The sequence below is a fragment of the Streptococcus pseudopneumoniae genome, assembly GCF_001068775.1.
Lineage (GTDB): Bacteria > Bacillota > Bacilli > Lactobacillales > Streptococcaceae > Streptococcus > Streptococcus pseudopneumoniae_N.
This window is the reverse complement of sequence record NZ_JWAJ01000077.1, coordinates 65,491-77,708: the sequence shown is the minus strand read 5'-3', so window position 1 is coordinate 77,708 and position 12,218 is coordinate 65,491. Positions and strand designations below refer to the sequence as shown.

At 37.6% G+C, this 12,218-nt stretch carries 9 protein-coding genes and 1 pseudogene; all 10 read right to left on the bottom strand.

Features of this window, described 5'->3' with window-relative positions; translation table 11 throughout:
* Positions 1-36: 36 nt before the first annotated feature.
* A complete protein-coding gene (gene metF / locus ADF68_RS03215; RefSeq protein ID WP_049548611.1) occupies positions 37-906 on the bottom strand; it encodes a methylenetetrahydrofolate reductase [NAD(P)H] in 870 nt (289 codons plus the stop codon).
* 62 nt (positions 907-968) lie between these two features.
* Complete coding sequence (metE, locus tag ADF68_RS03210) at positions 969-3,218, bottom strand: 5-methyltetrahydropteroyltriglutamate--homocysteine S-methyltransferase (RefSeq protein WP_049548610.1); 2,250 nt, start codon at positions 3,216-3,218, stop codon at positions 969-971.
* A gap of 259 nt (positions 3,219-3,477) precedes the next feature.
* Positions 3,478-3,771 carry a helix-turn-helix domain-containing protein gene (locus ADF68_RS03205; protein WP_000797748.1) on the bottom strand — a complete coding sequence of 98 codons (294 nt, stop codon included), beginning with the start codon at positions 3,769-3,771 and terminating at the stop codon, positions 3,478-3,480.
* A 337-nt stretch (positions 3,772-4,108) separates the two neighbouring features.
* Positions 4,109-4,474, bottom strand: coding sequence for a TIGR02328 family protein (locus tag ADF68_RS03200; RefSeq protein ID WP_049548609.1), 366 nt, complete (start codon positions 4,472-4,474; stop codon positions 4,109-4,111).
* Positions 4,458-4,862: a YbgA family protein gene (locus ADF68_RS03195; RefSeq protein ID WP_049548608.1), complete on the bottom strand. Its 405-nt coding sequence runs from the start codon at positions 4,860-4,862 to the stop codon at positions 4,458-4,460. The genes ADF68_RS03200 and ADF68_RS03195 overlap by 17 nt, the downstream gene beginning before the upstream one ends.
* A gap of 92 nt (positions 4,863-4,954) precedes the next feature.
* Complete coding sequence (locus ADF68_RS03190; RefSeq protein WP_049548607.1) at positions 4,955-6,556, bottom strand: type I restriction-modification system subunit M; 1,602 nt, start codon at positions 6,554-6,556, stop codon at positions 4,955-4,957.
* A 45-nt stretch (positions 6,557-6,601) separates the two neighbouring features.
* Positions 6,602-7,357 (bottom strand): hypothetical protein, encoded by a 756-nt coding sequence (locus ADF68_RS03185; protein ID WP_049548606.1) that lies wholly within the window; start codon positions 7,355-7,357, stop codon positions 6,602-6,604.
* Between the two features lie 115 nt (positions 7,358-7,472).
* Positions 7,473-8,348: pseudogene (locus ADF68_RS03180) on the bottom strand (HAD family hydrolase); the annotation flags it as partial.
* 15 nt (positions 8,349-8,363) lie between these two features.
* Positions 8,364-9,524, bottom strand: coding sequence for a restriction endonuclease subunit S (locus ADF68_RS03175; RefSeq protein ID WP_049548604.1), 1,161 nt, complete (start codon positions 9,522-9,524; stop codon positions 8,364-8,366).
* Positions 9,517-12,207: a hypothetical protein gene (locus ADF68_RS03170; protein WP_049548603.1), complete on the bottom strand. Its 2,691-nt coding sequence runs from the start codon at positions 12,205-12,207 to the stop codon at positions 9,517-9,519. The genes ADF68_RS03175 and ADF68_RS03170 overlap by 8 nt, the downstream gene beginning before the upstream one ends.
* Between the last annotated feature and the right edge of the window lie 11 nt (positions 12,208-12,218).

Below are 12,218 nucleotides of genomic sequence, written 5' to 3'. Positions count from 1 at the left end.
AACCATTCCTCCATGAAAAGAGGAATGGTTTATTGTTTATGATCCTTGAGGTTGATGATTGAACAAGGCATGGGTTGCTTGATGGATGTATTGGGCAGTTTCTGCATTGTTCATAGTGTAGAGATGCACACCTGCAACGTCCTGAGTTACCAAGTCCACGATTTGGTCCACGGCATAGGCAAGTCCTGCTGCTCTGAGTGACTCAGGGTCATTCTCATACTTGTCTAAGATAGCTTTAAACTTACGTGGGAGATGGATATTCTCACAAGTCTTCAAAAGACGAAGAGCTTGGTTACGGTTGAGGATTGGCATGATACCCGCATGAATAGGCACATCAATTCCAGCCAAGGTACACTTGTCTTGGAAATCATAGAAACGCTCATTGTCAAAGAAGAGTTGCGTTACTAGACTAGAGCATCCTGCATCCACTTTTTTCTTAAGATTTTGGATATCTGAGATTTGGTTTGGCGAATCAGGGTGTCCTTCAGGATAACAAGCACCAATGATATCAAAGTGTGGGGCCTGCTCCTTGATAAACTCGATCAGGTCTGTCGCATAACGGAAATCCTTCTGTGGCTCAACACCTGGAATGATATCTCCACGAAGAGCCAAGATTTTCTGTACTCCAACCTTATCCAAATCTACAATTGTCTCAGCAACCTTATCTTTGGTCAAGTAAATAGCTGGCAAGTGAGCGATTGTCGGAATAGCCAAATCATTTTGGATATAGTCAGCCAAACGAACCGTCGTCTCTTTGATATTAAATTTATTATTGCTGGCAGTCACACTGATGAAGTGTGGAGCCAAGTCTTGCATGTTTTGCAGAGCTCCAATAATTTTATCATTGCCTACTGCTGGGTTTGGAGGGAAAACTTCAAATGAGAGGGACGGTGTTTGACGTGACATATGTATGAACCTTTTCTAGTTGATTTCTTACTGATCAACCATGTATGGAGAAATGTCTTTTCTTACAATTTCTCACGCGCAGCTTTAGCTGCTTCTACAAGGCGGATCAAGCTTTCTTTAGTTTCTGGAATACCACGTGTTTTCAAACCACAGTCAGGGTTGATCCAAACTTTTCTGCTTGGTACTTTAGCAAGAATCGCTTCGATGGTGTGGTCGATTTCGCCTTCATTAGGCACACGAGGTGAGTGGATATCGTAAACTCCAGGTCCAACTTCTGTTTGGAAGTTTTTCGCTTTGAGTTCGTCCAAGATTTCAAGGTTTGAACGGCTAGCCTCAAATGAGATAACGTCTGCATCCAAGTTGTCGATAGCTGGGATGATATCTGTAAATTCTGAGTAACACATGTGAGTGTGGATTTGTGTGTCTGGTGCTACTGTTGAGTGTACCAAGCGGAAGGCAGGAATTGCCCAGTCAAGGTAGTCTTCGTACCAGTCGCTACGACGGAGTGGCAATTTCTCACGAAGAGCAGCCTCGTCGATTTGGATGATTTTCACGCCTGCAGCTTCAAGGTCAAGAACTTCATCCTTGATTGCAAGAGCGATTTGAAGAGTAGAATCCTTGATAGAGATGTCTTCACGTGGGAATGACCAGTTAAGGATGGTAACAGGTCCAGTCAACATACCTTTAACAGGTTTGTCAGTACGACTTTGTGCATAGCTAGACCATTTAACAGTGATTGGGTTGAGACGAGTCACATCACCCCAGATGATCGGTGGTTTAACTCCACGCATACCGTATGATTGTACCCAACCGTTTTTAGAGAAGAGGTAACCTGACAAGTTTTGACCGAAGTACTCAACCATGTCGTTACGCTCGAATTCACCGTGTACAAGCACGTCAAATCCAACTTCTTCTTGCCATTTGATCCATTCGTCGATGGTTTCAGCAAGGAAGGCATCGTATTCTTCTTGTGACAATTCACCCTTACGGAAGGCCAAACGTTTAGCACGAACTTCTTTTGTTTGAGGGAATGAACCGATGGTTGTTGTTGGAAGAGCTGGAAGTTTGAAGGCATCTTCTTGGATAGCTTCACGTTCAGCAAAGGCTGGCAAACGAGTGTAGTCTGCATCTGTCAATCCTGCGATACGAGCACGAAGTTCCGCATTGACACCAACACGTTCAGTCGCAAAGAGTTCTTTGTTAGCAACAAGAGCTTGTTCACCTTGACCGTTGCGGATAGCATCCAAGTCACGGATCTCATCCAATTTTTCAACTGCGAAAGCAAAGTGGTTCAAGATTGCTGGTTCAAATTCTTCATTAGCAGTTGTAAATGGCACATGAAGGAGTGAGCATGAGCTTGTCAAGACAATGTTTTCAGCTGGAATTTGCTCAAGAACAGCCAAGCTCTTTTCGTAGTTGTTACGCCAAATATTTTTACCATTGACAATACCTGCGTAGAGAGTCTTATCAGCTGGGAAACCACCTTTAACGAGTTCAAGAGTTTTCTTACCTTCAACGAAGTCCAAACCAATGGCATCTACTGGCAAGTTTACAAGGTCAGCGTAGACGTCACGAACGTCACCGAAGTATGTTTGAAGCAAGACTTCAAGACCTTTTTTATCAGCTAAAAGCTTGTTGTAGAGGTTTAAGAAGAGGGCTTTTTCTTCAGCTGTCAAATCTTTGACAAGAGCCGCTTCGTCCAGTTGGATACGAGTCGCACCAAGTTCAGCCAATTTTGCAAAGACTTCTTGGTAAGCAGCTACAAAGCTATCTACAAAGTCTTCTGCTTTTACGCCTTCTTCAAAGTCTGATAATTGAAGGAAAGTGAATGGACCTACAAGGACTGGACGAGTGTTAAGACCAAGTTCTTTGGCTTCTTGGAACTCATCAAAGATCTTGTGTCCAGCCAATTTCACTTGAGTGTCTTTTTCAAACTTAGGAACGATGTAGTGGTAGTTGGTGTTGAACCATTTTTTCATCGGAAGGGCACGAACATCCCCTTTTTCTCCTTGGTAACCACGTCCCAAAGCAAAGTAGCGCTCAAGATCAGATAATTCTAAGTTTTGTACTGATGCAGGAACTACGTTGAAAAGGAAAGCAGCATCAAGGAAGTTGTCATAGTGAGAAAAGTCATTTGATGGGATTTCAGTAATACCTTTTTCTTTGACAATGTTCCAGTGTTTAGCACGCAAGTCTTTAGCAGCAGCCAAAAGTTCTTCTTCTGAGATTTCTTTTCTAAAGTATTTTTCAGTTGTAAATTTTAATTCGCGGAATTCACCCAAACGAGGGAAACCGATAATTGTAGTTGACATGTTTTGTCCTCCAAAAATTGTTGTTGAAACTATCTTAACAGAAAAGAAACTGTCTGTATAATTGTAAAAAATTAGGCTTTGATATAGTTTCAAACTATATCGATATTTCGAGCACAAAAAAAGATTTGAGACAAATACCTCAAATCCTTTGGTAGACAATGATTGATAGAGTTTTTAAATATCTACGTTTAGAACAAAAAATTAGTGAACCGAGAACTGACTATGGCTTGTTATTAGAAAAGACTATAGGTCAGTTTAATCAACTTTTTTCCTGTTCAAGTGGAACGACTGCTAGTGTCTTTCCTAAACTGGCTAAAACTTTTAAGACCGTATCCAACTGAGGGCTCGTCTTTCCTGTTTCCATCCTAGCTATGACAGGCTGGCTCACTCCACTAAGTTCTTCTAGCTTTTTTTGACTGATTCCTTGCTCATGTCTAGCCTCAATCAATTCACTCATGATTGCCACCCGCATATCACTTTCAAGGATTTCCTCCTTGGTGAAGAGTTGAGACCGGACATCCTTCCAATTACTCCCAATGGCACTATTTTTCATCACTTAACCCTCTTTCTTTTAAGTCCTTCAGTTCATGCTTGGCTTTTTTAAAATTATAACTTAAAAGTTATTAAAAGTAAATCCAAATATTCATAAAAAGAAGAGGCTGGGACAAAAGTCCTAGCCTCTCAATTTTCTATGGATTGTCGAGCAAGGCGCAGTGGTTGAGTGGACTCTACTACGCTGATTTCATCAGCTTTTACAGCCCTACTCAACTGTGCGGAGGTGGGACGACGAAATCGAATTCTAACGAATTACCGATTTCTGTCCCACTCTCTCATTTTTATCATTCGAAAAATTTACGAAAAGAGTTAACCATTGGAGATAATCCTTACTATTACTCCAGCTCTATCCCCTTATCACGGAGATTAGCCAGACACTCCTCATAGTAGGCAGAGTCGTGTTCGCTATAGATAGGACTTTTCAGCCTCTCCTCTGTTAAATTTTCATAAGGAGGGCAGGTCTTGCCACGGTAGTTCTTATCCAGCCACTCTGGACTGACATTGTAGCCACGACGCGCCATCTCCCCCATGATCAAGTCATGATAGGCATAGAGACGATAGGGCGAGTGGGTAAAGACATAGTCAACTGTCGCATGCTTTCTGCCCCAGCCATTGCCACGCAGAGCGCAACACTCTCGATGTTGCCCCAAGAGCTGAGGACGGGGCAGTTGTGGGATCAAAGACTCATGCCAAAGTCTCATGGGAGTCTCCTTTCAACAAGGTAGAATGTTGCAGATAAGCATTTGGGTATCGTTCAAGCAAGTCTCGAGTCTTAGCAATCAAGTCTTCCTTAGAAGCCTGACCAAAGCGGTAGCGATCCAACAAGAGCATGTAATCCTTGCACTCAGCATCTGTCGCTTTCTTTTTGAAATAGCCCCAAATATGCTGGAAGGCATTGCAAACCTGACCCCTGTGTTCTGGAATCTGGCAGGCACGGTCAATCATCTCTTGAACCTGACTCACTTCCACCACTTCTTGCTTGAGATACTGGCGAATATCCTTGTAAATATTGCTAGAATGACTCAAAACAAGGTATTTGTTTTCTGCCCAGAGTTGCTGACAAAGGGCACGTTGGTTGTTATTTTCCATATTTCTCCTAACCTTCTACTAGTTCCCAGGAAATACGGAAACAAAGTTATATCTATAAAATGAGCGAATTATGAGCGAATTGATTACGCCTATCACCCTTTAAATTCCTTCAAGAACTGTTTTAGTTCGGCATCGGCTTCTGGTGTTGTTCCGTGGAGTTGACCGAGCATTTCAAGCAATGAAGCTGTTTGGTTTTCGATTGCTTCATTTCTCTTGTTAATCTTGCTGACGATGTCTGTCAGTGGCTCGACTTCTTCTTCCTCAAAGGTATCTACATAGCGAGGGATATTAAGGTTGTAGTCATTTTCGACGATTTCTTCATAACTTGCCAGATGGGCAAACTTATCAATCTCTTCACGAGACTTGTAGGCTTCCAGAATCTTCTCGATATGAACATCCGTCATGATATTCTGATTTTTCCCCTTATCAAACTCCTTAGAAGCATCGATAAAGTAAACATCACGATTGGTACGGTTCTTCTTGAGAATGATGACCGTGGTCGGAATGCTGGTATTAAAGAAGATATTTGCAGGTAAACCGATAACCGTATCAATAGCTCCTTCTTCTAGCAAGGCCTTGCGAATGGTTCCCTCCGCATTACCACGGAAGAGAACACCATGGGGAAGAACGATAGCCATGACCCCATTATCCTGCTTGAGGTGGTAATATCCATGCAAGAGGAAGGCAAAGTCAGCCTTGGACTGGGGCGCCAGTTTCCCAAAAGGAGAGAAACGAGGGTCCGCCATAAAACCAGAGCTTGCTGACCACTTGGCAGAGTAGGGAGGGTTCATGAGAACACCATCAAAGTTAGTCGGTTCTTGAGTCGGCCAGTCTTCATCCAAGGTATCGGCATTGTGGAGAAATTGATTCTCAACTGGAACCCCGTGTAGAATCATGTTCATCCGAGCCAAGTTATAAGTGGAGGTATTGAGCTCCTGACCAAAGTAGACCACCGTTTGCGGTTTATGAGAGTATTTCTTGGCATTGAGCAAGAGAGAGCCAGAACCCATGGTCGCATCATAGATGGTAAAACCTTGCTGATCCTCACGACCTAAAAAAGCAATCTGAGTCATGAGCTTGGCAACAGGCTGAGGTGTATAAAACTCACCAGCTTTCTTACCCGAGTCAGTCGCAAACTGTCCAATCAGATACTCATAGGCATCCCCAAGCATATCACCAGCATGATCAGCCACATCTAGCACAGCCAACTCCTTCATGACTGCTGCCACTGTTTGATTTTGCTTTTGCGGAGTTGCCCCTAACTTTTTAGAGTAGAGGTCGATATCTTCAAAGAGATTTTCATAGAGGTCGTCGCTTTGCTCGATATCACGAAAACCTTGAGCTAGATCTTCCAGCTGGAAAGTCCCCTCATTGACCCTTGCTACTAGAGCGGTAAAAGTCAGGTCTGGCTTGATACTATAGTTGAGCTCGTCGCTCATAACTGATAACAGGTCCTCATGGGTATCCGCATCCTCGTAGTAGTTGCGATAAACCTCAAGGGCATCCTCAAGACTATCTGTCCCTTCTTCCATGGTCTCAGCTACGAAAAAGAGCATCTTGTCTGACAGATACTTATAAAAGACCATGCCCAAGAGATAGGACTTATAGTCATTAGCATCCATCTTAGAGCGGAGAACATCCGCTGAGTTCCACAGGGCTTGATAGAGCGACTGGGAAGTTTGTGTTGTTTCCATAGTGTTTCTTTCTAAGTTTTGCAATTAATTTTTTTAAATAAGCAATCATTTATAACATATCACTTCATTCTCAATCGTTCGAATCAAATCTAAAGGAATAGAAGAAACTGGAAGTTGATAAACGATATTTTTTCGAGGGTTATAAAATCCAAGATTTTCGATAGAAAGGAAGTCAGGGTCAAAGGAATGTAAACCCATGATATAGTATACAAGGACTTGTAGTGTATGGTCTTTATTAGGAGCTGTTTTAGTCACCTTAAAATCCCATAATGTATCCTTGGTTAGAAAATCTCCATCCCCCTTATCAATCGTATCTGTATAGCCTCCCAAAAAGTTAAAGCCATCTTTTACTAAAGGACCATAGAGGTCGAAAAAGCAAAGACTTCGTTCCACCATGATGCGAATATTTTCTATCGTTTCGGCATCCACTGTAATTTCCTCAAAAGGCTTATAATACTGTTTCCCCGCACGAAAAACGACATCAAAAGAAACCAAACGACAAGCACTTTCTATCGATAAATCGTCCAATCCTGTCACCAAATCGAGCAGTGCTTCTGCTAGGTCTCCCATACCCACCATCTGAGCTCCCAAGAGAGATATTCTGAAAGCATCACGGGCTTCTGCCCCTTTCATAAATCGAGTTAAGTAGTCCACACAAATCCCCACTAAACTAGGAGACACAGACTCTACCGGATGCAGAACTCTGTGATCTTCGAACTGCTCTACTGAAAATAACTTGATGGGCAGGTAGCCTCCTCGAGGTTGGTTAATTTCTTTTATACGTTGTGTTACAGATACCATGAGTTCTCCCTTTAATTATATAAAATACGTAATACCCAGTAATGTTTAGTTCACGCTTATCCAAATTTGAAAATGACTCAATTCATTTTTTCTTTGCTCTCAGTTTTCTTGTGCCTGCTTCAACTTTATCAGCATTTTTCTTATTTTCCAATTTTTCATTAAATACTGTTTTATCAATAATTGTCTTGATTAAATTATCAAGTTCCGTATTTTCCGAGTAATCTGCTGGTACAAAGTAATCAATACGACTATCACGAGTCATTTTGTGAACTTTAGTTCTGTCATTCGTTTTTGGATTGAATACACCAATAGAATAGCCTCCTCGCATTTTAACTAATTTCATGCAGGGGATATCAGTATCACTATCACCCAGATAAATCATATTTCTAAAAGGAACTCGTAAATCACTCTCTGGGAAAAATTCATTGACTGCAGAGTCATTCACATCCAGAACACCTTTGGTGATTCGAAATAGGAATTGCGTCTTATTGGTATAATTCACTACTTGAGCTGGCCAGACTGCAACCCCATTTTCATCACAATAAAAAGAAGTCGCATAAATTTTCTTAAAGGCCCCCTTTTTAGCTATAGAAGTACCTTCTATCATCTCTTTCAACCCCGATGAAATAATATAGTGCTCAACAGTAACACCTCGTTCTTCCCCATACTTTCTAATTCGTTCAAACCAGCCTTCAACTCCATCGAATAATTCTACTTCTGAGCCAAACCTAGCTAGTTCAGTTTTTGTAAATAAAACTTTTCCTGCAGATTCTGTTTTCATAGTATACATATAGGCTAGATTTTGGTCCATATCATTTTTATGAGCAAAACCATTTGACTTCTTCCAAAACTCTCCAATTTCATACCCTAGCTTCTGGATAAACCCTTGAGCTTGCATATCATCAGGAGACAGAGTTTTATCGAAATCATAGCATATAGCTACTACAGGTTTTTCTTCTTTCTTTAGAGTTTCTGATTTTACTTTTGACATTTTACTGCACTCCTTTTATATAAACATATCCTGCAAGAGTTTCTTTTTCAAAGTTTCTAGCTGAGAAATTTTTTCTTGATGAGAGTTGATGAGGTTATCAAGATTAGAGAAATAGGAGCCGATGGCTTGTTGTTCTTCCATACAAGGAACTAATATCTTTTGATTTTTTACAATATCACTATTGAGATTAACTTGACTTCCTGGTTGACCGTATCGATTCCATTTTTCTCTATACATTTCTAGCCATTGAAACATAAATTCTCTATCAAATTTTGGATTCATAAAAATTAAAAATCCATCATGTACGCCAGTTTTAACGTAGTTAACAACGGGCTTTCCAACAGTGGCAGCAATACTAAGTAATAAATGAGGTTCCGTCAGAACTCTTGTTTTTTCTTGACCTAATTTTGATATTTTTTGTTCCAAACTATGAATTCTGCCATTCTGACTTGTCACATCAGAGATACGTAACCAGCCAATTTCTGAATTTGGATCAAACCATTTTGGATCTTGTATTGGTCTCGGAGAAGCACCTCGAACAATATCAGCTAGCTCCCCAATATACTTTTCTTCCCACTCACCTTCAAATCCATCCAAACGAATCTCAGGTACCGTCTGTCCAGTTTTTGGAAACATCTTAGAAAGCATGGTAACCTTGAGAGATTGGTAGTTGGCAAGATTGTCCTTGTAACTAGTAAGAAGTTCGTCGAGGGTGCGGAAGAGAGAACCGATGGTGGATTGTTCATCAATTTCAGGATGATACACTTTGTAGTTCCCAAGTTGAGGAGCTGTTAGTTGAGGAACACCCGTAGACTCATTTAAAATTCTCATTGAATTAATCTGATTTTCAAGATAATCAACATCAATATTTTCCGATTGAAGAGTCAGAAGTCTAACAACCGGAGTAAAATTTTCATGTCGAGCTACTGCATATCCAACATCTCCGCGACCTGTAACAGTCACTGCCGGAGCTTTCACTTTATAATCGTCATAAAACCCAACGATTCCTTTGTTTGTCAAAGCATTTGCAATAACGGGATATTGCCCACTTTCTTTCAATTTTACTTTATCTACATCACCACCAGCAGATATTTTGACTATATCTGCAATTCTTTTTTCTACCCAAAAAGCTTCAAAATTGTTAAACCTAATTTTTGGAATTTTAAAATTATTCATTAGAATTTTCCATTCTATATTCATTTGCATACTTAATTACTAAATAGTGATTATCTAATCTTGCCTTCTCTATAATATATTCTTTATAATCACCATTTGAAATAATTTTATCTCTATTTTTTACAATAACTAGCTTTATATCAGAGTTAGAATTATCCATCATATTCGATAGTTGATTTAATATAATCTGATTAACTATTTCATATTTAGTTAGTTTAATCAACAAATCTGTTGCATTCATCTTAATATTTCTAGAATAATGTTTGGTCATGTTTAAACAAAAATAAGTACAAAACATAATAAATTCACCATTTGGAGAAAATTTATCAAACTCGAAGATTGTTTGCAAAAATGATATTACTCTCTTAATTTCAAATATATTTTCATCAGATAGTTTGAGTATATCGTTAATAACAAGATTATAATTACCATCAAAAATACTTTTCATTACATTCAGTTGAATAGATAAAATAATTGGATTTTCGTCAATTAAATCACTATGTACTAGTAATGTATTTTTACTTGATTGAAATACATCTGCTAGTTTTTCCCAATTATAGTCATGAGTCTGAGAAAAATAGATTTGAAATAAAAGGTTAAATGAAGAATATTTATCACTTAATATTTGATTATCTGAAATAATAGTCTGCTTACAAACATCAATAAGTCTATTAAAAATCTCTTCAGATAATTTTACATTATCTATCTTAATAATATTAAATATTGTTTGGAAATTATTTACTTCCGAAAACGTAAATATCCCATTTTCTCCTTGAGTTCTATTATAGTTGATTATGTCCTCAATATATTTATCAATATATTTTTCAGGAACAATACTGTGTTCCAGTTCAAGCCTGATTTTCTCCATTAATACAGAATTATTCTCTTTAATATACTTTAATAAATCGGTATTATCAATAGCAGAATTTCTTACAAAATTAATCAAAGCATTACTATAACTTCCATATGCATCTAATTGATATTCATTATTTTTAAATATAAAATAATTTCCAACTTTTTTCTGAGTTTGGTTTGTTAGCCAACGATAGTCCATTCTACATAATAGAGAAAATGCGCTATCATAAAACCGAATTAGTTTTTTTTCAAAAATTATGTTTAAGATTATAATAGTATCTTCATAATTAAAACGTGTTATTACTTTTTTTAAAGCATCAAAAATTGGCTTTTCCAAATTCAACTCGCGATTATCTTGATTCAACCATTTTATGACCTCTCCTTTAAATTCCATAAGAAACGAAACAATTATAGAATCATTTATATAGTCTGAAAAATGGTGTAACAAATAACATTGAGAACGCAAACGATTATTAAAAAATTCAATATTACGAATCAATCTTATAGTATACTCAATCTCTTCTGAACTAATGGTTCCTATTATCTGTTTAGATTTAAGCAAGAAATTCGCTAGTTCTTTGTCCGAAGAAGTTACTGCTAAGACAAATAATTCTTTTTTAAATTCATAACCATCATACATTTCGGCAAGTGTTCTTAATAGCACTTTCATCAAATTTTTTGCATGTTGTATATGAGTAATAGAGGCATAACCCAATGATAATATAAATGATTCCGATATCCATTGAAATAGTCCAATATTACATAGATTATAACTCTTTACAGATTCTGAATATAAATTATCTGCTTGAAATTTGTCTATTTGCTCAAAAAACATTTTCTCTCTTCTATCTAACAATGGAAAGTAAAGAGGCTCTTTTGATTTATTTATATATTCCTGACCAGTATTTGAAACTGGCCATCTATTTTCATAATTCCCTTTCTCATTTTGAACATTTCTTAAATCTATTGCTATATTGTTAACTATCCATTTTGGAATATTTACATCGTCAGTTGCTTTCACTAAACTATCAGATAGAATGGATATTGCACCATTTAAATCACCCCTAAAATATAGTTTTAAAGCATTGAATCTTTGAGTTAGGATTTCTTTTAATTCCTCTTCAGTTTTTGAAACAAAATACTCCTCTAGAATATCAAAATTAATTTCTAAGAATTTATGTTTATTAAAAACAAATTGGAAAAACTTTATTATCTCCTGCTCAATGTTTGATATTTTATTTTCATCTTGTGATAAGTTCAACTGAAACACTTTGAAAAGATATTCACATAACACTTTTGATTCTTTTGAAATATCAAGAATTGTTGAAGAATACTTATCTGTATTGATGTCAGAAATTTTGTAATCAACAGTATCACTATTTTTATTACGATAATAAAAAATAATATCTCCAACAATTGATTCAATTACTGTTTCAGGGATCTGATCAAACACAGGTACTTCTGAATATTTTACTTTGGCATAAAGATCTTCCTGTAATTGAGTCTTTTCACTAGAATTTTCAGTACAAAAGAAATATAAACATTTTTTATTATGCTTCTTTGCAGTGTCAATTTCCTTCAAAACCGAAGGACTAATTCCATCTTCATTATCAATGATAATCAAGCATACGTCACAAGACTTTACATGATTTACATAAAATTCCTCCGATTTAACACTACGACTTCCTTCTTCTTCATAACAAATTGAATTCATTAAAGGCGAATCATTAATGAGTTTAGAGAGCCTTTTACGCATCTCTCTATACTTCCCATCGCATTTAGAACTAATAAAAACTATAATCGGATCTTTTACCTTATTCGTATTCATCTCTCACCTAA

Bases quoted from the DNA above. Each gene is read 5' to 3' on its own strand.
- ADF68_RS03185 (WP_049548606.1), bottom strand. From the start codon at position 7,357: ATGGTATCTGTAACACAACGTATAAAAGAAATTAACCAACCTCGAGGA.
- ADF68_RS03195 (WP_049548608.1), bottom strand. From the start codon at position 4,862: ATGGAAAATAACAACCAACGTGCCCTTTGTCAGCAACTCTGGGCAGAA.
- ADF68_RS03205 (WP_000797748.1), bottom strand. From the start codon at position 3,771: ATGAAAAATAGTGCCATTGGGAGTAATTGGAAGGATGTCCGGTCTCAA.
- ADF68_RS03200 (WP_049548609.1), bottom strand. From the start codon at position 4,474: ATGAGACTTTGGCATGAGTCTTTGATCCCACAACTGCCCCGTCCTCAG.
- ADF68_RS03170 (WP_049548603.1), bottom strand. From the start codon at position 12,207: ATGAATACGAATAAGGTAAAAGATCCGATTATAGTTTTTATTAGTTCT.
- metE (WP_049548610.1), bottom strand. From the start codon at position 3,218: ATGTCAACTACAATTATCGGTTTCCCTCGTTTGGGTGAATTCCGCGAA.
- ADF68_RS03175 (WP_049548604.1), bottom strand. From the start codon at position 9,524: ATGAATAATTTTAAAATTCCAAAAATTAGGTTTAACAATTTTGAAGCT.
- ADF68_RS03190 (WP_049548607.1), bottom strand. From the start codon at position 6,556: ATGGAAACAACACAAACTTCCCAGTCGCTCTATCAAGCCCTGTGGAAC.
- metF (WP_049548611.1), bottom strand. From the start codon at position 906: ATGTCACGTCAAACACCGTCCCTCTCATTTGAAGTTTTCCCTCCAAAC.